Origin of the sequence: Nostoc sp. (assembly GCF_036916985.1) — a bacterium.
In the GTDB taxonomy this organism is placed as follows: domain Bacteria; phylum Cyanobacteriota; class Cyanobacteriia; order Cyanobacteriales; family Nostocaceae; genus Nostoc.
The window spans coordinates 23,846-47,072 of record NZ_JBALFD010000049.1; the positions used below are offsets into that span (position 1 = coordinate 23,846).

General features: G+C 40.9%; 18 protein-coding genes. 10 read left to right on the forward strand and 8 right to left on the reverse strand.

Going from position 1 to position 23,227, the window contains the following annotated elements:
* Positions 1-66: 66 nt before the first annotated feature.
* The 5 genes from V7L07_RS17100 to V7L07_RS17120 all read left to right on the forward strand — a co-directional run bounded on the left by V7L07_RS17100 (position 67) and on the right by V7L07_RS17120 (position 6,124).
* Entirely contained in the window at positions 67-1,125 is a 1,059-nt protein-coding gene (locus tag V7L07_RS17100) for a BMP family protein (protein ID WP_335059751.1), read from the forward strand.
* Between the two features lie 219 nt (positions 1,126-1,344).
* Positions 1,345-2,814, forward strand: a complete 1,470-nt coding sequence (locus tag V7L07_RS17105; protein ID WP_335059753.1) for an ABC transporter ATP-binding protein — start codon at positions 1,345-1,347, stop codon at positions 2,812-2,814.
* Positions 2,811-3,869 (forward strand): ABC transporter permease, encoded by a 1,059-nt coding sequence (locus V7L07_RS17110; protein WP_335059755.1) that lies wholly within the window; start codon positions 2,811-2,813, stop codon positions 3,867-3,869. The genes V7L07_RS17105 and V7L07_RS17110 overlap by 4 nt, the downstream gene beginning before the upstream one ends.
* Positions 3,870-3,934: 65 nt before the next feature.
* Positions 3,935-4,873, forward strand: a complete 939-nt coding sequence (locus V7L07_RS17115; protein ID WP_335059757.1) for an ABC transporter permease — start codon at positions 3,935-3,937, stop codon at positions 4,871-4,873.
* An 867-nt stretch (positions 4,874-5,740) separates the two neighbouring features.
* On the forward strand, positions 5,741-6,124 hold the full coding sequence (locus V7L07_RS17120) for a GFA family protein (RefSeq protein ID WP_335065266.1): 384 nt from the start codon (positions 5,741-5,743) through the stop codon (positions 6,122-6,124).
* A gap of 235 nt (positions 6,125-6,359) precedes the next feature.
* Here the strand turns inward: V7L07_RS17120 and V7L07_RS17125 are convergent, their stop codons facing one another.
* The gene (locus V7L07_RS17125) at positions 6,360-6,848 is read right to left on the reverse strand and encodes a transposase (protein WP_335059781.1); all 489 of its coding nucleotides are present in this window, start codon (positions 6,846-6,848) and stop codon (positions 6,360-6,362) included.
* 240 nt (positions 6,849-7,088) lie between these two features.
* Positions 7,089-7,598: a helix-turn-helix domain-containing protein gene (locus tag V7L07_RS17130; protein WP_335059761.1), complete on the reverse strand. Its 510-nt coding sequence runs from the start codon at positions 7,596-7,598 to the stop codon at positions 7,089-7,091.
* Between the two features lie 563 nt (positions 7,599-8,161).
* Between V7L07_RS17130 and V7L07_RS17135 the strand changes: the two genes are divergently transcribed.
* The 3 genes from V7L07_RS17135 (at position 8,162) to V7L07_RS17145 (ending at position 8,839) form a co-directional block, all read left to right on the forward strand.
* Entirely contained in the window at positions 8,162-8,359 is a 198-nt protein-coding gene (locus V7L07_RS17135; protein WP_069074080.1) for a DUF2811 domain-containing protein, read from the forward strand.
* Positions 8,360-8,455: 96 nt separating this feature from the next.
* Positions 8,456-8,587 carry a hypothetical protein gene (locus tag V7L07_RS17140; RefSeq protein WP_335059763.1) on the forward strand — a complete coding sequence of 44 codons (132 nt, stop codon included), beginning with the start codon at positions 8,456-8,458 and terminating at the stop codon, positions 8,585-8,587.
* Between the two features lie 69 nt (positions 8,588-8,656).
* On the forward strand, positions 8,657-8,839 hold the full coding sequence (locus V7L07_RS17145) for a hypothetical protein (protein ID WP_335059765.1): 183 nt from the start codon (positions 8,657-8,659) through the stop codon (positions 8,837-8,839).
* 890 nt (positions 8,840-9,729) lie between these two features.
* Here V7L07_RS17145 and V7L07_RS17150 read toward each other — a convergent pair.
* Complete coding sequence (locus V7L07_RS17150; RefSeq protein ID WP_335059768.1) at positions 9,730-14,529, reverse strand: hypothetical protein; 4,800 nt, start codon at positions 14,527-14,529, stop codon at positions 9,730-9,732.
* Positions 14,530-14,603: 74 nt separating this feature from the next.
* On the opposite strand from V7L07_RS17150, the gene V7L07_RS17155 reads away from it, so the two are divergent.
* On the forward strand, positions 14,604-15,107 hold the full coding sequence (locus V7L07_RS17155; protein ID WP_335059770.1) for a hypothetical protein: 504 nt from the start codon (positions 14,604-14,606) through the stop codon (positions 15,105-15,107).
* Between the two features lie 220 nt (positions 15,108-15,327).
* Here V7L07_RS17155 and V7L07_RS17160 read toward each other — a convergent pair whose 3' ends face one another.
* From V7L07_RS17160 to V7L07_RS17180, 5 genes are all read right to left on the reverse strand, one after another.
* A complete protein-coding gene (locus tag V7L07_RS17160) occupies positions 15,328-15,732 on the reverse strand; it encodes a hypothetical protein (RefSeq protein ID WP_335059772.1) in 405 nt (134 codons plus the stop codon).
* A 263-nt stretch (positions 15,733-15,995) separates the two neighbouring features.
* A complete protein-coding gene (locus V7L07_RS17165) occupies positions 15,996-16,514 on the reverse strand; it encodes a hypothetical protein (RefSeq protein ID WP_335059774.1) in 519 nt (172 codons plus the stop codon).
* Positions 16,430-17,281 carry a hypothetical protein gene (locus V7L07_RS17170; protein ID WP_335059776.1) on the reverse strand — a complete coding sequence of 284 codons (852 nt, stop codon included), beginning with the start codon at positions 17,279-17,281 and terminating at the stop codon, positions 16,430-16,432. Before V7L07_RS17170 ends, V7L07_RS17165 begins: the two co-directional genes overlap by 85 nt.
* Positions 17,282-17,387: 106 nt before the next feature.
* Positions 17,388-17,822, reverse strand: coding sequence for a hypothetical protein (locus tag V7L07_RS17175; RefSeq protein ID WP_335059778.1), 435 nt, complete (start codon positions 17,820-17,822; stop codon positions 17,388-17,390).
* Between the two features lie 76 nt (positions 17,823-17,898).
* Positions 17,899-18,990, reverse strand: coding sequence for a ParM/StbA family protein (locus V7L07_RS17180; protein WP_335059783.1), 1,092 nt, complete (start codon positions 18,988-18,990; stop codon positions 17,899-17,901).
* A 749-nt stretch (positions 18,991-19,739) separates the two neighbouring features.
* Here V7L07_RS17180 and mobF point away from each other — a divergent pair.
* Positions 19,740-23,227, forward strand: a 3,488-nt coding sequence (gene mobF / locus V7L07_RS17185) for a MobF family relaxase (protein ID WP_335059780.1), incomplete at its 3' end; no start/stop codon positions are given.

A 23,227-nucleotide genomic window follows, 5' to 3' on the forward strand; every position in this document is an offset into this window, starting at 1 on the left:
TTATTTCAGAGTATGTCAACCTACGACTTTAGAGTTTTGAAATAACTATCTATCTGAAGGCGAGGTATGACAACAAGCTTTAGTCGGCGTGAATTTATCTTGTTTGGTTCAGCAGCGTTTGCTACTAGCTTAGTGGTGCAAGCTTGCAGTAATAAGCCGACGACACCAACAGCGACAACAACGGGTGGTACTGAAGAGTTTAAAATAGCGATCGCTCTCCCTGGAATGATTACTGACAAAGGCTGGAATCAATCTGGTTATGAAGGAATTAATCTAGCAAAACAAAAGCTAGGTGCAGAAACCGCCTATGTAGAAAAATTAGCACAAGCAGATCAAACAGAAGTATTAACAGATTTTGCTCGTAAAGGCTACAATCTCATCTTCGCACATGGCGGACAATTTGATGCCGCAATTGAACAAGTTGCCTCACAGTTCCCCAACACATTTTTTGTGGGTGTGAATGGTAATCTTAAGGCTGAGAATATTGCTTCTTTACGAATAGATCACCTACAAGCTAGTTATTTATGTGGCATTATCGGTGCTTCTGTCACTAAATCTAATAAATTATCTTATATTGCTGGAGAGAAGTTCCCCGCTACCGAGGGAGAACTCCGGGGATTTGAATTAGGAGCAAAGTCTGTTAAACCAAATATCCAAATTACCTCTACTTTTACAGGTGATTGGAATGATGTTGCCAAAGCCAAGGAAGCGACGCTTGCATTAATTTCTTCTGGGGCTGATGTCATCTATGAATGGTTAGATAACGCCTCAGCAGCAGTCTTACAAACAGCAGGTGAAAAAGGAGTATATGCTTTTGGCAACACTAAGGATCAATTAGATGTTGCACCAAAAGCTGTTTTAACCAGCGCTGTAAAACGCTTAGATTTAGCGATAGTTTACATAGCGGAATTAGCTAAACAAAAACAACTCAAAGGACAAATATATACAATTGGTTTAGAAAGACCAGATATATTATTTTTAGGTAAGTTTGGGGCAATTGTGCCGGAAGTGGTTAAGCAAAAGGTATTGAATGCAAAGCAAGAGATTGTTAATAAAAAAATTGTTTTTGAAGATTGTAAAGAGGCTGGTAAGGATACGCGCTGCGTGAAGCAAGCAACAACATAGGTTTGGTAAACTAGATTAAAAAACAAGAATAATTGTCTTTGTAGAGACGGCGATTTATCGCGTCTGTCTAATGTGCAACGAGTTACCGCGTCTGTCTAATGGTTTTGTATTTTAGACGCGATGAATCGTGTCTCTACAATGGGGGCAAGGCGAGGGGTGTTAGGGATTTTTGCAAGAGGTTTACTAAAGTCCTCACTACGAGCTATCAGTTTTGTGAATATGAACTATTTACGCTTAAACAATATTACCAAACGCTTTGGGTCTTTTATTGCTAATGACAATATCAATCTCTCTGTTGCATCTGGAACTATTCACGCAATACTAGGCGAAAATGGCGCAGGTAAGAGTACTTTAATGAATATTATTAGTGGACTCTATCAACCTGATGCTGGGGAGATTTATCTTCAAGAAAAACCAATAAAAATTACTTCACCAAATGAGGCAATTAAATTAGGTATTGGTATGATTTACCAACACTTCATGCTTATACCTCAATTGACTGTCACAGAAAATATCATCTTAGGGATGGAGAAAACTTGGCGGCTAAATTTACAAGATAAACAGCAACAAATTGCCGCATTATCCCAAGTTTATGGATTAGAAATTGACCCCACTGCCAAAGTTGAAAATTTATCTGTTGGGGCACGACAACGGGTAGAAATTCTCAAAGTTCTCTACCGGAGAGCAAAGTTGTTGATTCTTGATGAACCTACAGCAGTTTTGACACGGCCAGAAGTAGAATCATTAATTGCTATCTTGCGACAATTGGCAGCCGCAGGTAACACAATCATTTTTATCAGTCATAAATTAGAAGAGGTAATGAATCTCTGTGATTCAGTAACAGTTTTGCGCCAGGGAAAGGTAGTAGCAACAATATTAACTTCAGCAGCAACACCTCAGCAGTTAGCAACATTAATGGTAGGACGTGAGGTAAGTTTACACTTAAATAAAAGTCCTACATTACCAGGAAAAATCATTCTATCGGTGCAAAATTTGCAAGTTGCTGATGAAAGAAATATTCCTGCTGTAAATAATGTATCTTTTGAACTGCGGGCGGGAGAAATTTTAGGAATTGCTGGTGTCGCTGGGAATGGACAGCGAGAATTAGCTGATGCCATTGCTTTTGTGCGGACTATTAAGCAGGGTAAAATTGAGTTTACGCCCAAGCATTCCTCAGTGGGCTACATTCCAGAAGATAGGCAGACAATGGGATTGGTGTTACAATTTAGCATCGCCCAAAATTTGATTTTAAAAGCTTTTAAATATCTGCCATTTTGTCGCCGTTTTCTGTTACAACCAGAAGCGATCGCTAATCGTGCCCAAGCTGCAATGCAAGAGTTTGACATTCGGGCGAATGGGAAAGATATCTTGGTAAGTCAGCTTTCGGGAGGAAATCAACAAAAAGTGGTGTTAGCGCGAGAACTGGCGCAAACACCAGCTTTAATTATCGCCATGCAACCCAGCAGGGGGTTAGATGTGGGGGCGACAATAGCTGTCCAGTCTCGAATCTTAACAGAACGCGATCGCGGTGCGGCAATTTTGTATATTTCTACTGAGTTAGAAGAAGTGATGGCAATGAGCGATCGCATTGCCGTAATCTACAGAGGTGAGTTTGTGGCTATTTTGGATGCAGCTACGGCGAAGGTGGAAGAAATTGGTTTGTTGATGGCTGGTGGGGTTAATCAATGATCCCAACTAATCGTATGAAATTACTGTCACCAATCCTATCACCCCTAATTGCGATCACCTCCGCCCTTATCGTCGGTGCTATCCTCATGCTAATTACTGGGGCAAATCCCATCACTGCATACAGCATTTTATTTCAAGAATCTATCTCTACCTACTTTGGATTTGGTAACACCCTCACCAAAATGACACCGCTATTGTTCGCTAGTTTGGGCGTGTTAGTAGCATTGCGGGCTGGGCAATTTAATATCGGTGGAGAAGGACAAATTTATCTGGGTGCGTTGGGAAGTACTTTAATTGGGCTATACGTGCAAGGATTACCTGCGGTGATTCATATCCCCCTAGCACTTTTGGCAGGATTTTTCTTTGGTGCAGTTTGGGGTTGGATTCCTGGTTATCTCAAAGCAATGCGCGGAGTAAATGAGGTAATTACTACATTGTTGCTCAACTATATTGCGGTGAATTTAGTTAGCTACCTCGTCCAAAATCCATTAATGGCAACAGGTGCGCCTAGTCCTTATTCGCCATTAATTGCTAAAACATCGCGTTTGCCGATTCTCTTACCCCAAAGCCTTGCCCATGCTGGGATTTTATTCGGTTTAATTGCCGCAGGTATTTTATGGGTATTGTTAGTGCGATCGCCGCTAGGTTATCAAATTACAGCAGTGGGATTTAACCCGATTGCTGCCCGTTATGCCCACATATCTGTTGAACGTACCATTATGCTGGTGATGGCTTTTTCAGGTGGTTTAGCTGGGTTGGCTGGGAGTTGTGAGGTGATGGGGTTGAAATATCGGCTATTTGAACAAGTTTCACCAGGTTACGGATTTGATGCCATTGCGATCGCTTTTTTAAGTCGTGGTAGTGTTGTCGGTGTAGTCTTAACTTCTTTGTTTTTTGCAGCGCTTCGCAGTGGTGCAAATGTGATGCAGCGTAGTGCAGGTGTGCCGGTAACAGTAGTTTACGCGATTCAGGGGTTTATGGTGTTATTTATTGCTATCAGTCTCGCAGTCGAAAGAGAAATAAGAGTAAAAACGCAGAGGGACGCGGAGGTTTAACGCAGAGGAACACAAAGAAAACTCTGTGATACTTTGCGCTTCCCTCTGCGTTTAAAAATAACTCCATGAATAATTTCAACTTCTTCTCCGATTACTTAATCGCTTCCTTACGCCTAGCCATCCCCCTAGCATTTGCAGCCCTTGGAGGATTGTACTCGGAACGAGCGGGCGTCTTAAATATCGCCTTAGAAGGAATGTTGCTTATAAGTGCTTTTACTGCTGCTGCTGCCACTTTCTACACAGGTAATCCCTGGCTTGGTATCCTCGCTTCCTTAATTGCAGGTGGATTAGTCGGACTACTCCATGCTGTTTTGTGTGTAACTTTGCGTGTCGATCAATTGGTATCTGGGCTAGCAATTAATCTCGTTGTAGCTGGATTAACATCGTTTTTAGCCCGGTTAGTGTTTAGTGGCAGTAGTACGCAGCAGTTACCTGGAATTGGGGCAATTACTATTCCTGGTTTAGCCAATATTCCCCTAATCGGGCCGCTACTATTTCAGTCAGATTTTTTAGTATATTTATTATTTCTCTTAGTCATTTTAACTACATACATTTTATTTAAAACTAGCTTTGGATTGACATTGCGGGCAGTGGGAGAATCTCCGAAAGCTGCTGACACAGCAGGTATTTCTGTAGCATTTGTTCGTTATATCGCTGTGGTGATTAGTGGCTGTCTTGCGAGTTTAGGAGGTGCTTATTTAACTCTCGTACAAGTAAGATTTTTTGCAGAGGGGATGAGTGCTGGTAAAGGATTTATTGCGATCGCAGCATTAATTTTTGGCAGATGGCATCCTATAGGTAGTGCTTTAGCTTGTTTGCTATTTGGCGCTACAGAAGCTTTACAACTGCGAATTCAGGCATTAGGGGCAAATATCCCTTACCAATTTTTAGTCATGCTACCTTATACGATCGCTTTATTGGCATTAGTGGGATTAGCGGGAAAATCTACACCTCCTAAAGCTTTAGGTACTCCCTACTTTGGAGAAAATCGCCAGTCAGACTAAAAAAACGTTCCTTCGACGAACTCAAAAACAGCACTAAATAAGATTGAATCCTTATTTGCCCAAACCTTTGATGCCATAAGGCGTTAATCACTGCGATCGCTGCTATACCTGGCATAATTTCCTCTGCTCCCACTAGCGAACCTGCACAAGCGCCGACATCCACAAGCGCAATTTTGGGGAAAGCGAACTACTAGTAAGAGAAACTCAAGCTTTCGTCAAAAACTCATCTAGGCAGTCAAAAGTCGAGTTCCACCCTTCGATCACGGCACTAATAAAAGCGTAAATCCCTAGTATTCCTTGATGAAAGGTGTAGAGAATTAAGAAGATGCTGTAGTATGTAATATATTCGCATTTTAGTGTCTTAAATACTACATTTAATACCCTACCTCCAACATCCTGCCCTCACTGTCTTTTACAAAACGATTTTGGTACGCACAATGCCAAAGTTATTGTTATTGTTGCCATAAATAAAGACATTGATAGCCATAGTAAATGACTACTATGGAAATACATTGCTGTAATTGCTGATGGAATAAAACCAATTACAGTGGCTTTCAGCATAGCTTGACGAAGTGTATGACCACCAAAAAATCGCCCCCCGGTTTGCTGGAAAATACTCCCCAATTTTGGGTACGATTTGCGATAACACTATTCAATTCCATATTGCTTTCTCTTCCCTTTTTTGTATTTGCAAATAATTCTTGAAGAAGAATTCAAAAGTCAGAAAGAAAATATTATTCTTAGTTAAGAATGAAGATGAATAGAGAACGGAGGCGGCAGATCATGAACGATTGGAATTTGCCCTGGTCAGGCGGATGTCGTTGTGGACAGATACGGCTTCAGGTGAGTGCCCCGCCTCTGCTGACGATGGCTTGCCACTGCACAGGTTGCCAGCGAATGACTGCCAGCGCTTTTTCTTTAAGCGTTGCGATTCCAAGCGTTGGGTTCTCAATACTGAAGGGTCAGCCGACCATCGGCGGTTTGCATGGCGCGACTCGCCATTACTTCTGCCCACACTGCATGAGTTGGATATTTACTCGCCCGGAAGGAATGGACGAGTTCGTTAACCTTCGTGCGACGATGCTGGACAATGCCTCATGGTTCACGCCTTTCATCGAAACTTGGACGAGGGAAAAGCTGCTATGGGCGACGACCTCTGCAGTTCATAGCTTCGAGACCCTACCCAAAGAAGAAGACTATGCTTCCCTGATAGAAGAATACGCCAAGCAAACCTCGAAACCTACACTATGACGAACTGTTTTGGAACGAATTTATACCAATTTGCACTCTTGCTAACGCCCCCCCTTTGTTAACGCAATGACGCTCTCTACGAGACGCTAAAAGCGTAGCTTGCAACTCTTACAGAGTAAGCGGACTCGCACTCCGCGTCGCTATCGTGGAGATCAAGAAAAATTTTCCTTGCTTGAAACCCCTGACTTGACTGCTGGGATATTTTGACTCCTGTTAGCGGATAGCTAATACCAATTTAATATGAAGCTGCATAGAAAAGAGCTTCTAGGATAAAGTTATAAGAAGAGACAGAAATTACTTGCTCAAATGTAAGTTGGTCAAATATTTCTTGGATGCGTTCGCGTAAAGCTTGTAAAGAAGAGAAAAGTTGATTTTTGAGAGGTTTCTTGAGAGCTTGCCAAAGCCTTTCAATGGGATTGAGTTCAGGGGCTGAAGCTGGTTGAAACAGAGGAATAATATTTTCTGGCCAACGAATTGCAGAACTTGTATGAGCAGGTGCTTGGTCAACCTGTAAAATAGCGTAATCACTACCTAATTGCACAGATAGCCAGTCCAAAAACTGTTGAAAACACTCACCATCCAGTTTTGGATATTCATAAAGAAAATGATCGCAAGTCTTTGGTTCAATTGCACCATAAATCCAAAAATTATCTCTTGGCCATATCACCTTAACAGTAGGCTTGACTCCCGAAGCTGTAATCACTTTTCCTGTAAGAGTTTTCAGTCCAACCCTAGCCCTGTTTTGTCACTCTCGGAAAACAATAATCTCAGCCCAACTCTGAGACTTTGATTTCATCAAGGTTTGAGGCTTTATTTTCTAATAGAAACTAAAATTTATAGACAAAACGTGGAAATTAAAGCCCTGTAAGCATTTGGGCGATTGGATTCTCCCACTCTGACAAAAGAGGGCTAGTTTCATCCTGACACAGGTAGCGAACATACTTGCCGGGTGCTAGATGTTCTTCTAGACAATTGAGTATGATACCAAGTTTTTTTTAAACTCAGATACCAACTTTTCATCCTGCTTATGGCTTTGAGGGCGAGGTACTTTCAATTTTGCACCCAATCGATATCGAACCAACGCATAAACAGTTGCATATTCAATATCTTGCCCATGTTCTTCTTTCAACCATTCAACTATTGCACCATAACTGGCAAACCCTTTCCCTGTTTTTAACTCCTCTTCGAGTGCTGCGATCGCAGCATCATCGATTTTCCGTTTTGCTCCTGGAGCTTTTTTCATTTCCAGTAATTCATATAGCCCACCTGCTTTATACTTTTGCAACCACCTTGTCACAGTTGAGGTATCTTTCGCCAAACGTTTTCCAATTTCTTGCTGCTCCTTAACCTGTCCGCTTTTTATCCACCACAGCATAATAAGTTTTTCTTTCTGGTTTCCCAAGTTAGCTGTTTGTAGACGTTTTTTAAGTTCTTCTTCACTCTCTGCGATTTCAATCTTAAAAGGGCGGCTCATGGCTATTTAAATTTAGGAGTTGGCTTCTCCCTATTATATGCAGCTTCATATTAAATTGGTATAAGGTTTAACCCATTCTGACTTTTGACTCCTTCTCATGTTGTCACTTTTTGCAATTCTTATCATTAGCTCTACTTTTTCTAACTGATTCCACAGACTTTCCACAGCTACCTCTACTGTTTTCCACAGTTGTTTGACAAGATAATCGGCTTCTATTCATCCACTGGGGATTTTGTCATGACTGTAGCTATCAGTCTATCTTACGGAGTTATTGTTAAGTTGCGTAAAGAAAATCTATCTCTAACCCTAGCTTTCACGTAATTATTTATTTTTTCTATATTTATGTTTAATATTTTGCAACATTGACAAACCGAGCCAGTCAGCACACAATAAATCGACTAGCCTTTGCCGTCTATTCCATCTTGAACATCAACTGTATAAAACTATTCAGTTGCTAGCACAGGTGGTTTGACAACTAAAGAATGGGGTGAAACAGGACAACTACTGCATCACCTCTGGCTTGTTGTCCCTATTAGATTTGCTTTTTCGGAAGCTTTGCTCCCATGAACTCAACCCAAAACATCTTGACTAATCTTCCTGAAACACTACATCAGTCTTTAAACAGCTATCTAGAACAGCATCCTGATTGGGATGAACATCGCCTTATTACCGCAGCTATCTCACTGTTTCTGTTGCAAAATGCTGATGGAGATCGCCGTGTTTCCCAGGTTTATCTAGAAGCTCTGTTTCGCCGCGGCTAATTTACAACATACCTGAATCTGCTACTCTCTAAAAGTCATACTAAACAGAAGCTCAATTAAACAATACACTCAGAAAGATTTCTTGAGTCAGGATTAATGGCAAGCGAATTCGAGATAAAACCTAAAACATCTACTACTGAATTACTGACACTTCCAGATGAGACACAAACTCAAGGGATCGCTGAGTCAGTGGAAAATGCCCTGGATAGTGACGAAATCTTAAATTAACTCAAAACCTTACTTAGCACTTTAGAAAAGCTACAAAAAGTCCGCCTTGAGGCTGGTGATATTAAACTTGTGATTGAGCAGATGCTTGATGGCGAAATCGTCAGAGGTGAAGAAATTGAAAAAGCCAAAACTGGTGCCAGCACGCTTAATCGCCTAGTTCGTGCTTATAGTGACCACCAAGCTGCACTATTTAAATCACAACCTGTTCGTACTTTACTTGATCTTGTACTCAGCTCTAATCCAGCTAATTAAAACTCGCTTTCATTTGTTTGTAAAAGATACAATCAAACCATCATTCGCTTTTTTAAACTCGAAAACTGAGTTTTCAATTTAAAAAGCCCTGTAAAAATCCAGGGATCTGTTTTATATTGCAGTTTATTAAATGCCAGCTTAAAATCTTTGCCAGCGCTTTTTATACACATAATTATCGCTCAATCGCTTGGGTAAAAATAGCGCAGAACTACCCCATTTCTACCCATCTTACCTGGGTATTCCCTTAATAATTTATTTAGACTTGCACACACCTTTACCGAGAAATCACTTATCAACAGATTTTGCAGCTGCCTTACAGCTTCAGCCGAACAAGCCCTTATAACCTGCTTTGAATATACCGTAACGCTCGCAGGCGTTTGTTTCCAAGCTTTTTGTCAAGAATTTACCGCGGTCGCACCCTGTAACATCTGCATAACATTCACATTTCATCCTTACCTGATTGGATTTGCCCACAGACCGCATCATTAAGCCCCTATTCTTCCGTCACACAGAACGAGAGAGTAGGGGTTTGTTATGCCCTAATGACGTAAACTAGATATTTCTACGACTTTTTATTAATAATTTTTCCAGTTCCACCACAAAAGCTACAAGTTTTATATTGTGGTACGGGAGATAAATTTATTGATTCGGGTTGTTCTATTTTACCTTTGCCAAAACAGTATGTACATTTAATCTCTTGTTTATCCGCCATTGGAAATAACCTCAACTACATAAATTGAGTATTCCCACTTTGAACGTGCGATCGCCCTTTTCTTCATTCCCCATTCCCTGAATACCTTCTTTTTTGTTTTGGCAGCTGCTCTAAATTAGTCGTCTCCATAGCGTTGTTCTCCTTTTCTACTGCTTAAAAAAGCTATTTTAAGATAAATCTATCTTTGTAAGTCTATTTGTTGTATTTGAGGTTTAGCTAATATTTTATCAATTTGAGTATTAGCATCCTCAAAAGTTTGCAATATCTGTGGAGTTAGTTTATTCGTCTGCACTCTCCCTGATTGCAAGTTTAAAATTACCTCTCCATTTTTCTGCGAAATAATTAAATCTCTCTGCTGGGTATTGAAAGCCAAGTCATAAATTTTCCCTTGGACTTGAGTACCGTTTTCATCCGACTTACCCCAGACCATGCCAATCCTTTGAGCAATTTGAGTCAACCGACTGATGGCTTCAAGCTCAAATGTATCTTGATTCATTACTGTCAACGCTTCGGCTGATAATTGCTCACCAGCTTTAAACCCATTAGCCACTTCTACAATGCGTTTTTTGTAATTTTCCGGCTTCCCTAACTTATCTGCGGCATTGTACCAATTTCTCAAGTCATCAATAGTAACTGTCGGGTATTTCTCTACACCTAAAGGTTCGGTTTTCACATGATTACTAATGTCTGGTGTAGAAGGAGTAGTGGGGAGTAATGGAGTTATAGATTGGTTAGGTGGGGATTGTGCTGTTTGTTCTGATGGTTTCAAAAACTGCGGTCGTGTAGCAAGGGAATTAACTCTTTGTTGATAGTCACTATCCGTTTCAATAATTGCCCCGAATTTCTTGGTCATGTTCTCCAAAGTTTTGGCAGGGATGGAACTATCAACCAAGTTAAATACCGCTAGACCTTTTTTAGTTTCCCTGATAACATCTTCTGTTGGTACTTGCTGCCATTCAACTTTTTGAGCAGTTAACCATTTAGTCACAGTCTCAGCTTTCTGGTTATCAACAGCCAGACCCATGACTCCAAGTTTTTTGTTTGATTCTGTAGAAAATAAGAAAGTAGGACGCTCTTTAATATAATGGAGAATTTTCGCACTACTCTCAATCATCTCTTGTTGTTCAGAATTAACTGATTGAGTCCCAAAAGCCTGAAATTCCTTCGTCCACTTCTGGGGATATTCAACGGTATTAGGGTCAATTTGAACGCAAATAACAGAAAAATTACTTTCAATGATTGCAGGCGCGAGTGTAAGCTGTCCGGTTTTGAGTAGCCCAAGTTGTCTGAGCGCGTCTTTGTCTTTTTTGAAGTGCAATACTCCCAGAGGTTCACTATTCAAAAATACAGCATCCCTAGTTTTAGAAGCTGAGGTTTCGATAGTCAGTTTTCGGTAATCTTGATCATTGAATGTCTGACCAGAAAAATCATAAAAGTTAATTTTATTAATTTTGAGGAGGTTTCCATTGGGAGACTCACCCAGGACAAAAGCTTGATCTCCAGTTTCGGAGATAGAAGTAAGTTTTAACTTTAGAGGATTACCATTTTTCAGGTAATCAATTTGTTTTAACTGTTGGACAGAATCACTGTCTAACTCCCCCAGAGTCAAAGCATCAATTTTTATTTTTACTGTTTTGTCAGTCACCGGCACAGTGCCAAATTCTAAGTTGACCGATTCGGCATTAAAAACAAGTCCTGCATAAGAGAAGTTCTTGAGTTCACGGATAGTAATTTCAACCGGCTCGTTTCCTGGTAGTCCAATAGTTGCTGATGCTGTGGCAGGTTCTACCCCAACCATACAAGAGAGCGCTTTCGTACCAATGGGAAGCTGTGCGGTTCTGGTTTCGAGCATGGCGAATTCCTTGTATTCGCTGTCAGTATCCTGGACAAACATTAGTCTGGAAACGTGGCGTTCATGTCCAACTGGGTGGTGAGAAGCTCTGATTTCTATAGAATGTTTTTCATGAGCGTTCCATTTTTTACCCAAAAAATGATTCGCTTCATTATTTAATGTGACTAACTTCGGTTCAGTAAATTGCAATTTATCTAAGCGAGAGATAATCTCATTGGGGAAAGCAGCGAAGGCAAAATTAGAAACTTTTTTAGCGATCGCTTGGGGATTTGCGTTTTCTTTTCTTGCAACTTCAAGTTCATCTTGGCGGGATGCACAGATGTTCCAAGCGGCGGCGGCGGATGCAAGTTTTTCTGACTCTGGTATTGAAGCGCAAAATGCTTCTGCTGCATCATTTGCCAAGGCAAAGAGCAGTTTAGTTTGGCTTCTAGTAAGTTCTGGTTTTAGTTCTAATAGTTTAGCTCCCTGCATGGCCATCCCCGCCTTGAGGTTGTGGTCAGTCACAGATTGTTGGCTAACTGTTCCAAGATGACGGTATGCGGGTTTCTTATCTTCCCCAATCTCACCATCTATCTGTGCAACTGCTAATAATCGGTGAGGGCGTTCAAAACTTCTGAATTGCTCTTTTATTTCATCTAAGCGAATGTTCAACGTCTGGGCTTTCCAGATTAGGGGATGTCCGTAGCGGGTGAGGTTGGTAATTTCGAGTTGGCAAGACTGTGGTGTTTGGATGATTGCTGATGGCCCCTTCTCGGTTTCCCGCCGCCGCTCCATACGTACCGCAGCGTTGAATTTCCGATCAAACTCGTACTTGGCGGCGATCGCTGCAAATTTTTGCTGTGGTGTAAATTCTACTCCTTTGAATAAGTCTTTAAACTGGACGATGGGACGCGATTCTAACTGTGATTCTTGGAAATATTTATTGGTTTGGCTAATTAATAATTCTACTGGTGAGTAACCTTTTGGTGTTATCCCTGTGCTTAAATAAACTGTTTTTAACTTCTTATCTTTAATATAATTAACATCACGATACAAGTAGCGGCTGTTTTCCCGGATTTTATCCATTTCAGGTTTTTTAGCACTTTTGAATAAATCAACCGCTATTTGGTTTTGATAACACCCCTCACCTATCATTTCTCGGTACATCAGGCGGTTAACATCCATTGCCTGCTGAATAATCTCTGGAGTTCTTTGACCCAAAGCAAGTTCAACAAACCCTTGCATATAAGATTTATATTCTTCTCGGATTAACTTTGGCTCTTTCTGGTGTTCTTGCTCAAATAGGACTTTATAATGACTAGAAACTTGGTCTAAATAAGTTGATTGTTGTTCTAAGGTACCGTAAGTTTTAAGTATTTCAATTTCCGATTCTAATGCCTCCAGTGCCGTCACTTGATTGTTGATTATGCCCACGCTGATGCTATCACTCATGTGAATAGCAATTTTTTCAAAAGGGGGCTGGGTTCCATCGCTGGGATCATAAAATGACTGTTTTTTGAGCTTAACCGTGGGCGAATAGGCGTTTTGGGGAAGATTTCTTCGCTCTGCCTCTGCTGTTAAATTAGGATATAAGCTAGCTCTTGCCACACCAATGCAGTCACCATCGTAGTCTCGTGCTTGGCGTTCTGATTCGGTTTCTGCTGGGTCGATAAAATCAACACTAATCCCTCGTATTTCTAACTCTGTAATTCTGGCTTGTATACGCTTGTGGTCTTCGTCATTGACTACAATTATGCCTTGCAAAGATTTACCATCTGGAGCAACACGGTCTTCAACGTGTTTATTAGTAGAGACACACAGACCATTAGAGTTGAGGAAAGGAGAGCGAAAGTTAAGAACCTTTTCCTCTTGCTTCAGCCAAGGGACACAAATTTCACCATTTTTGAGTTCCTTGGAGGGAATAATCATTCCTCGGTCAAAAGTAAGCGTTTTCCCAATAGCAATATCTCGCCACTCACTTTGTACAAACCGACTTAATTCCTGTTTTACCTTCTCAGTTTCTAAAAGCTGCTGATGCCCAAGTAAATCGGCTTTAATGAGTTTGTACATGAACAAATCATCTTTGGTACTCTCGTCATCAAATTCCTGATCTGCATCTAAGTCATCATTTGTCCTTAAGTTTTTAACATCTGCTTCTTGATTGTTGACTTCTCCTATTTTTAATTTATTTTGGCTCAATGATTCTTTACGTTTTTCGTATCTTTCACAATAGTAAGCAGCAACAATTCTTGGGTCATTTTGAATAGAGGCTAATCTTTGAGCTTGTACCTCTAGTTCCTCGGCAAAATCTTTCATTCCTTGGGGGAAAGATGCCAGCAGTTGGGAGATAGACATCTGACCTTGTTGAGATTGCCCTTTTTCAGCTAACCAAATATTTTGCTGATATAATCCTGGCTTAATCTGCGGTTTAGTAGATCCTTTGGGTCTATCCTTGTCTGTTCCCTTAAAACTGCTTACGGGGAGAATTATCTCTATTTTTGGTTTGTTATTTGGATCTGCATATTTTATTCTATCTAGTCTGTATGGTCGGAGCGTTCCTTTGCCAAAACGATATTTAGTAGTATCTTCTCCAACTCCATCCACCCAACCGAATCGATGCTGAATTACACGATAGCTTTTATCTACTTGGGATTCTCTTAAGGTTAGCTTGTCATAAAGCTGTGTTGAAATCTGCCCATAACAATCGCCAACTAATTTATATGCTAAATCATTTGATAATATTCCTCCATTTTCACCCCTATTATCAGTAGAATCATCTACTACCAGAATGTTTAGCTTTTCGTGGATCGCATTTTTACAAGCCCCAAGGAAGATGGAACCATAAGCGCCCCGGTCTTTACTATCTGGACAAATTTTTTGAATCGTTTCTAAACATTCCTTTTCTCCATAAAGTAAACGAGTTTTTGAAGATAATAGTAAAATCTGTCCATCTGGATGATTTTTAAAATCTTCGTCTGTACTGTATTCATCTGAATGTCCAAATGAGAATTTTTTGTCAGGAAAGTAAAATTCTAGTAAAGTATTACTGAGATTTTCAGTTAAAATTGATTGAGAGTTCGTTTTGTTATCGTCTATATAGATCCATTGATTTAAACGAGGGTCAAAATGCTTCAATTCCAGAGTCATAAAATTTGAAACTTGATAAACATTAATTAAATTTTTAAGAGGTTTTTATGTCAAGGATTAAGCGCTGGATAAATATGAATAAAAAAGAATTCAACCCAGATGGAAGTTTGAAAGATGAAGCCCGACAACAAATGTTGTCTACAGGAATGAGTAACGAAGCAATTACTGACTATGCTCTTTCGTTGAAAGAAGAATACGACGAGTGGAAGCACTTGGACGAGACTGATCCAGAGCCGTGGCCAATCTACACAGCTTACGATTTCTTCACTGAACAGGAAAAAAAGGAATTCAACCCAGATGGTTCTCTCAGACCTGAATATGTAGAATATGCTCGTCAAATTGGCATCAATGAAAGTGCGCTGGAACAGCTTGAGTGGCGTAAGAAAATAGAGGTTGATGATTATAATGAAATGTCTGCGGATCACGTAGAACAAGGCATCAACTTTGGTGAATGGTTGATGCAAGGGAGGATTGGAAACAGCAGAACATACGTCCAACGTCGTCAGCAGATGGAGCAAGACCTGCGTAACTTTGAGCCGGAAGACAGTTTGCCTTTCGACAAGGACACCTCTTATTAAAGTAGGTGAGTTACGCTGTCAAGAAAGTATTTATCCATCAAATACAGTGATTTTACCTGAATATGTGAAAGAAAGCGATCGCCTCACCTTGGGCATGAAAGTAAATATTCATAAACTGCCTTTTTACTCCGTTGACTTGAAAGATTTTAGAAATTACTGATGGAGTATCATAGTCAGTAATCGCAGTGCAGTAAATAAATATACTGCACTGTCACTGTGTTTATCTGTGATGTTTTTTACTGTGTGGTGGGGTGCTTTTTGATAATTGTTTGCTAAGAGATAATTCCGACGAAGAATTGCTAGATATTAATGATGAAGTAGCTATTTTATACATGACAAAACAGCAAGAAATAGCGACTAGGGAGATTAAAGTAGCCTGACCAATTATTTTCCACGAGTTGAAAGTCACTTGAGACTGAACTCGCCTAAAGAAAACAGACTCTAACTTTTGCTGAGTCGTGCGATTTTTCAAGTACTCTAAAACTTGCAGACATTCAGATATGTCCTCGCCTTTGTGGACTTTTTGGCACAGCAGAATTTCTAAGCGTTCAATGCGACGTTCTGGAGTAGATAAATTAATATCGTCCCAATCATCCCAAAGTTTAATTTCTTTTAGTTCGTTCATAACTTCATCCCTCTATCAAACTATTGATGCTGTTCCGAATGGCACGCTTGTTAAGCGTTTGTTAACCCTTGGTATTACTGGTTTTGGGGTGTAGGGAATTAGGAACAACTTGGTTTTGTCTAGCGCACTAAAATTCAATTTTTATTAACACTACACCCAACACCCTGCCCTGACGATATTTCACATGAGTCTTCATGCCATTCGATGCTGTTCCAAAGATAGGGAAAACCAAAACAGACAGTTTCTCTTTCCCCAAAACTTAATTACTTGCGCCGTTTAGATTTACTCTTATTGCGCTCATACTCAGCAATAATATCCTTGGTCTGTTGTGGAAGAATCACACTTTTATTGTTAAATCGCATTTGGTATACCAGATAACAGGGACTTTTGCGATCAGGACAGGAAAGATTTGTTGGCAGATTAATGATTGTTACTCCTGCAAAAATCGCAGAAGCTAACATGGCAGAGCCAAAAAAGAAAATCCCAGAGCGACCTGAGCCGAGCCAACCACCGAGCCAAAAAACAAGTCCTTTGAACTGTTCAAAGCGTTTTTGACGAAGTTTTTGACGTTCTAGTTGTGCTTCGTTCCATGCCTGTATTTTTTCCAGCTTGTGGGCAGCTAATTTATTGGCTTTAGCATCGGAGGCTTTTTCGACTTGAATATCAATAGTGCGTTCTTTGGCTGCAATTTCTTGTTTTAATCGGTATTCATTCCATTCTTGGATACGTTGGGCGACAGCATCGGCATTGGCGAAGAAGGCAATGAGGGTGTCGTCTCCCAATTCATTCCAGATAACTGTGCCCTCTGTTGCTTTTTTTGGGCAATTCGAGCCATGATTCTTTCTTCTAATTGAGCAAACAGATTGTTTTCCGAATCGCTCTGTTGCAATTTCAATGCGACATTTTTCAGGTAAAGTGATTGAACTAAGCCAGTTATTTCTTCAGCTTCGGCAGCAGTAATCCTATCAATAAGATTAGATAAATCATCTCTGGCAGCTACAGCTTTTTCACTAACATTCTCAATCACTGCATCTAATTTTAGTTGCTCAGAAATCCCAGACTCATTTAGAGCAGCTAACTCAGATGCAACTTCTTCAAAGGATTTGTTTTGCTCTTTTATTGATTTGTAGGTTTCAAGAAAGCATTCGCACTCATCTGGGCTATACTCATCTTGCTCAGATAGTCCGCAGACTTGGAGAATTAATAAAGCCTGAGAAAGTGCGATTTTATAGCCTCTTTCACGAGCAATTACTAGTAATTCAGTGATATCTAATGGTAATTGGCCTTTCTTCCCTTGTTTTTTCCCCCCATTCTTCGTTGACGACGAGGAATTGCCCTGAGTTTCTGACAGTGCATTGTCAACAACTGGAGATAATAGAGCCATTACTTCTTCATCATTTCCACCCTGCTCAATTAAGGTGCGACATTCACGAAACCTGTCTGCATCATTCTCGGTATATGACTCTTTTTCAGGTATCCCACTCAAGCGTAAAGTCCGGCTAATTTCTGATGGTGAAAGGTCGTTAAAAAGTTCTTGTGGTTGATACATAATCATGCACTCCTAGTTAAAAAGCTTGAAACGACATATTTGCGTTCACTGAAAAAGATGCTCAGAAAGGAGCAATGCGTCAAATCAATTCAAAAAATGGTCAGTCCTAAAAAGGATTTAACCAGTCAGTTCCCGACTCCGATTCTTCTGGTACGGGAGTTCTGGCTATTTGTAATGGTTCTTTGACTGAAGTCCTGGATATTGGTAATGGTGATGATTGTATTAGTTGTAGTGGCTGTGATTGATTAGAGGCTACTGCAATCATCGGCGTTCCTTGAGAGGGGATTTCTCCCAGCAGTCCCATCAGATATGAAGAGTGGAGTTGAAGGCGGTAAAGACAAGCACGAATGTGTTGCTCTAAATCCACAGATTGATCCATAGCTTGATAAGCTAAAGGAAGCCAATAGCTGCTGATAGCAATCATCGCCATATCTTTAGCAGGATAAAGAGTATTTCTGGAGTTTAGATACTTAATTACCACGGCTTCGGAACTATCAGCCTTAACTCTACTTCGTAAGCGAAACTCAACATCTGAAAACATTCTAATATTCCTCTCTTCACAAGCAAATTACTATTACGAATTACGTTAGCGTAGCGGTAGCGACGCAGGAGCGTCATTACGAATTACGAAATGTAGCGTGTTGGTAACGAAACAATCCATATACATCAGTGAAACGCAAGCACAAGGCATCTTTTTTAATGGGCAGGTTAAAAGCTAAACGCACATCCTCAGATAATTCTGCTGCCCATGAAATGTCGGTATGAGTAAACAAATTTTTCAACTCCGAACCTAAATATTCCGACGTTCCACCACCAATAATGACTTGCTCAATATGGGCAGGAATATTAATTTTGAGCCAAGTGGATACCTTTTCCCAGTATTCTTTACGAGATAAGTCAGCCACTTCAATAATTTGTGCTATCTCCTCAACCTGAAAATCAGACTTCTTGCTCCGAGCCAAAGGTTTGCAGTATCTCGGTTTCAATGTTGAACCTGATAGATGAACAGCCTTTAACAGATCGTGTAAGTTTTGCCCTGATGTTCGGCTTTTGATTCTCTCCAGCATCCACGCCAAGCCCAATCCTTCCGTTTTTCCAGTTGAGATACCACGCTCAAAGATTACGGCTGATATATCCCGAAAACCCAGCATCACCACAGCAATGTTCATTTTATTGAAATCTGTGCCAAGTTTTTTACTTCGCGTCAATATCAGTCCCCCACCTTCGGGCAAGCACTGAAAGTTAATCAGATTTATACAAAATTGTTTCCCTCGAAAGCTAAAGCTAGACAGTGCCTTAGTTAAACCCCTCTCTAATCTCTCTCTATCTTCCCACTCCCCATAAGGCAACAGCAGCCCCAATGATAAATCAAAGTTTGCCTTCAAAGAATCTCTAATCGCTATTGCCCCCACTGCTGCCAAAGTTTTTGGAATCGCGTTCTCATACTTGAGTTCCAAAAAATTGATTCGCGCTTCAAAATACTTTTGTGCCAAAAACCCAACCGCATAGTATTCTTCGTTGTACTCTATCCACGCTTCATTCTCTGGATTGGGCCGATTCATTTGCCCAGACTCATATAAATCCAGTGAGTCTTTGGAAATCTTAATTAACTCTGGTTCCATACACAGCAATTCTGACTTGTACGAAATCTCCGAGAGAACACGATAAACCATCTTCGTCATTGAAGTTCCCGGATCAAGACTCAACATTAAATCCACAAGAAAAATTCTCCCTGTTTTTGACCCTTTTTTTGTCTATCTAATTAATAATTACTCTCAACTTGAACCGCCCAAACCGTGATTTTTTCCACATTTACGAAGAAATCTTACAGTTTTAGCAATACTCTTTGGCTTTTCATAAATTCGTGCATCTGATAGAAAATCTCCACAAAATCTCTCAATTCCCAATTTTCACCAATTACATTCAACATCTCCCAATATCTAAACAATATCTCCCAAATCTCTAATTCATTTCTTACCTTTTCAACTATTCAACATCATCTAGTCACCAAATTCTCATTAGCTTAATATTTTCCAACAATTCCTAAGACTTCCCAAGACTTCCTAGCACTTCCTGATACTTCCCAATTTCCTCAAGGATTCTCCCAATTATCTAGTAATTAGCTTCAAGAACCACAACCCCTGTAATCCATCTTTTTCTGACGCACAGTACGCCATATTTGGCGGAAAGAATGCTCGATTTTTTGCTATATTAAATGACAGGAGAGTTTGGGAAATAAAATTTTGTTTTGGTCAAAGTCTCACGAAAAATTTTTCATTCGTCATCAAGCACTACGAAGTTTAATGACGGGGATTGATTTTGACTTCAATACTTATTGCCAGGGTGATTATCTTGCCAACAGAGAAAATAATCAGAATTTCTTGACGAGAGTTTGTTGCACCAACAGATGGAATAGAACAAAGATTAACTTTTGTAACCCCATTTTTCGAGGTGAGCCATGCTAACAGCGGCTAACGTGTCCTCAGAGATGGCGGTGAACTACTTCATCAAGAATTACTATCACCAAGGAAAGTCGCTTTGGAGTGGTCAAGGTGCTGAAAAATTGGGGTTGTCAGGGGCAGTCGATGATGAAGAAGCTTTTAAAAATATCATTGAGGGGCAAAAGCCTGATGGTCGTGAGGTATTGAATGCCAGAGTAGTCAAAGAAAAGGGGAAAGGAGAACGCAGAGCCGCATTAGACTGTACATTTTCAGCGCCCAAAAGTGTGAGCTTGATGGCATTGGTGGGTGGGGATACACGGTTAATCGATGCCCATCATCAGGCGCTAAAAGAAACCCTGGAGCTAATAGAGCAGCGTTACGCCTATACCAGAGTGACAGATGATAACAAGAGACATAGGGTTAAGACTGGTAACTTGGTCGTCGCGCAGTTCGATCACATCGAAAGTCGGGATTTAGACCCACATCTGCACACCCATTGTTTGCTGATGAACATGACCCAAACTCCAGATGGTAGGTGGTTGAGTTTGGGCAATAATGAAATATTCGCCAATAAGAAATTCTTGGGGATGGCATACCAAAGCTCTCTGGCGCGTGAGGTGCAGAAGCTTGGCTACGAGATCGAACTCCGCAAACATGGGCAATTTGATATAAAAGGGTTCAAGGAAGAGGATTTAGAGGCATTTTCTCAACGCCGACAGCAAATACTCGCTCTTGCTGGAGCTAACTCCACCTGGGCAGAACGTGAAAAAATTTGGGATAATACTCGCCAGCGTAAGGAAAAGTTACCAGAGTCAGAGTTAAAAGCTTACTGGGTTGAAGAAGCAGCGGCGCTAGGAATTACCTTTGTCAAACCTGGGGAAGCTTGGGAGAATGTACCAGCCAATGATTTGAATTTGAGTCACGTTTTGAATTTAGCGATCGCTCACTGCTCAGAAAGGAATGTAGCATTTACCCAGGAAGACTTAGAAAAATTCGTCCTAGAAGAACGTTTAGCCACTGATGTAACAGCCATTGAGCCATTGATAAAATCCCACCAGGAGTTAATCGGCTTGCCGGGTTTAACTCATCAATTTACAACGATGACAGCAGTCCGGCGGGAGTTGGCGACAATAGAGTTAATGCAGCAGACACAAGGCAACGTTAACCCAATTTCGCACCCGGAAGTAGTTGAAAGCCTTTTGGAGAATACGTTACTGAACAAAGGGCAACGGGAAGCGGTAGAATTAGCTGCAACAACATCTGACCAGTTCATTGCGTGGCAGGGGGTAGCTGGTGCTGGGAAAACTTTTGCTCTTAAAGAACTCAAAGCGATCGCAAGGGATGCCGGATACACTATTATTGGCTTTGCTCCTAGTTCCTCTGCTGCTAAGGTTTTGAGCGAAGAGTTAAAAATTCAGTCTGAGACTGTTGCTCGATTACTGGTTTCGGAACCACCATCAAAGATTGAACCAAATCAAATCTGGATTGTGGACGAAGCGGGTTTACTCAGTGCTAAAGATGCCCATGCACTCCTACAAAGAGCAACCTTACTTCAAGCTAGGGTGATTTTAGTAGGTGACACTCGGCAGTTATCAGCAGTGTCGGCAGGTAATCCCTTCAAATCCTTGCAGCAAGCAGGAATCAAAACCGCACACCTCAATGAATCGTTGCGCCAAAAAGACCCTCAATTAAAATTAGCAGTAGATTTAATCGCCGATGGCAGAATAGAAGCAGGATTTAAACGACTAGAAGCCAACGGTTCCATACTTTCTATAGAGAGTGAATCTAAAATAGAGCAGATCGCTAGTGATTATATAGTAGGAACACCAGAGCAGCGCCTCAAAACTCTTGTGTTAGCTGGAACAAATACAGAAAGACTTGCCCTTACCCAAGCAATTCGCTCTCAGTTAAAAGATGAGGGAACTTTAGGAGAAACTGCAACCATTACCCAATTGCAAACCAAAAATCTTTCAATTGTACAGATGCGGTTTGCCCATAACTTTGAAATTGGTGATGTGGTCATGCCGACACGGGACTATAAACGTCGGGGGCTGGAAAAAGGCAAACTGTATGAAGTGGTTGGTCGAACTACTGACAAGTTGACCCTAATTGGTGATAATGGTCAGTTAATGGATGTAGACACGGCTTTTGAGAAAGCGGTTTACCAGAGTCACCAGATTGAAATTGCCGTGGGCGATCGCTTGCAATGGAAGAAAAACGATCGGCAATTGGGACGACGCAACGGGCAAGAATTTACTGTGACAGGAATCGACCTGAACATAGTCCACATTAAATATGCTGATGAGCGTACTGAACGCATTAGTTTGGCACAGGCGCAAAACTTAGACTATGCCCTTGTGAGTACAACATATACTAGTCAGGGGAAAACTGCGGATCGGGTGTTAATTTCGGCAGATTTCACTATTGGACAGGAAAGTTTTTATGTTGCTGCCAGCCGTGCAAGGCATGAATTAAAAATTTACACCGAAGATCCAACGCGATTGGTAGAGTTAGCGCAACAGTCGAAAGCCAAAGATAATGCTTTGGAATTGCTACGAAAACAAATTCAGAAATCGACGATTGAGCAGCACCAAGCAATAACTATAAATATAAGTGCCCCTTTTGAGAAGCCAGTACTAAAACAAGAGACGACAGTATCTACTCCAAATGTCGGGCCAATTGTGAAATCAGTCGCATCTAGCCGGACAACAAGCCATGATTCATCAATAAAAGTACCGAAAGTCTTGCCCGTCTTAAAAGAGACACCAAACTATAATACTGTTGAATCGGTTTTCTCCAAGCCAGTACTGAAATCTGCTGCCCCAACAGAAGCATTTTGGACACCACATCAAAGTAAAGACATTCCCAATTTTCTTGAACCAAAGCACTGGCAAGAGTTTGAAGATAGCGCTATCCATCCTGATATTGCGGCAAAAAATTTTGAAAGTCTTCAATTCAACTATGCAGGTGGTGAGCATGAGTCTTGGGAAAGACTCATGGTTAGTGAAAAACTTAATCGTACAAATACCGGGAGGTTAACGGAGGGATTAATCAGAACATATTCTCATCTTGATGCTGGAGGATGGTGGTGTGATGCTGGAGTTGATGCGCGAACATTTGCTGATTTAACCCCAGGTGATAAACCAACTCTTAAACGATGGGGATGCTACAAGCCAAATCAACCAAGACCCAAAAAAGATGAGTCTGGGCAAATAATTGAAGGGAAATTCATCAAATATGAGCATCCTCCCAAGGTTGAATTAAGCATCTTCCTGCTTAATGTCCCTGACGATATTGCCGAACGCATTTACTCCAAACACAAGGTGAACCCCAGTGATAGCGATCGCCAGTCAGGATTTTGGTACTGTGTCTGGAAACATAATATCCCGTGTGCGATCGCAGAAGGAGCTAAAAAAGCAGCCAGTCTGTTGAGTCAGGGTCATGCTGCCATTGGGCTACCTGGGATTTCGGCGGGATACCGAACTCCCAAAGATGAGTTTGGCAA

Bases quoted from the DNA above. Each gene is read 5' to 3' on its own strand.
- V7L07_RS17110 (WP_335059755.1), top strand. From the start codon at position 2,811: ATGATCCCAACTAATCGTATGAAATTACTGTCACCAATCCTATCACCC.
- V7L07_RS17140 (WP_335059763.1), top strand. From the start codon at position 8,456: ATGGCAAGCGAATTCGAGATAAAACCTAAAACATCTACTACTGAATTA.
- V7L07_RS17160 (WP_335059772.1), bottom strand. From the start codon at position 15,732: ATGAACGAACTAAAAGAAATTAAACTTTGGGATGATTGGGACGATATT.
- V7L07_RS17105 (WP_335059753.1), top strand. From the start codon at position 1,345: ATGAACTATTTACGCTTAAACAATATTACCAAACGCTTTGGGTCTTTT.
- V7L07_RS17100 (WP_335059751.1), top strand. From the start codon at position 67: ATGACAACAAGCTTTAGTCGGCGTGAATTTATCTTGTTTGGTTCAGCA.
- V7L07_RS17180 (WP_335059783.1), bottom strand. From the start codon at position 18,990: ATGTTGAGTCTTGATCCGGGAACTTCAATGACGAAGATGGTTTATCGT.
- V7L07_RS17170 (WP_335059776.1), bottom strand. From the start codon at position 17,281: ATGTATCAACCACAAGAACTTTTTAACGACCTTTCACCATCAGAAATT.
- V7L07_RS17155 (WP_335059770.1), top strand. From the start codon at position 14,604: ATGAATAAAAAAGAATTCAACCCAGATGGAAGTTTGAAAGATGAAGCC.
- V7L07_RS17130 (WP_335059761.1), bottom strand. From the start codon at position 7,598: ATGAGCCGCCCTTTTAAGATTGAAATCGCAGAGAGTGAAGAAGAACTT.
- V7L07_RS17175 (WP_335059778.1), bottom strand. From the start codon at position 17,822: ATGTTTTCAGATGTTGAGTTTCGCTTACGAAGTAGAGTTAAGGCTGAT.
- V7L07_RS17115 (WP_335059757.1), top strand. From the start codon at position 3,935: ATGAATAATTTCAACTTCTTCTCCGATTACTTAATCGCTTCCTTACGC.
- V7L07_RS17135 (WP_069074080.1), top strand. From the start codon at position 8,162: ATGAACTCAACCCAAAACATCTTGACTAATCTTCCTGAAACACTACAT.
- V7L07_RS17120 (WP_335065266.1), top strand. From the start codon at position 5,741: ATGGCTTGCCACTGCACAGGTTGCCAGCGAATGACTGCCAGCGCTTTT.
- V7L07_RS17150 (WP_335059768.1), bottom strand. From the start codon at position 14,529: ATGACTCTGGAATTGAAGCATTTTGACCCTCGTTTAAATCAATGGATC.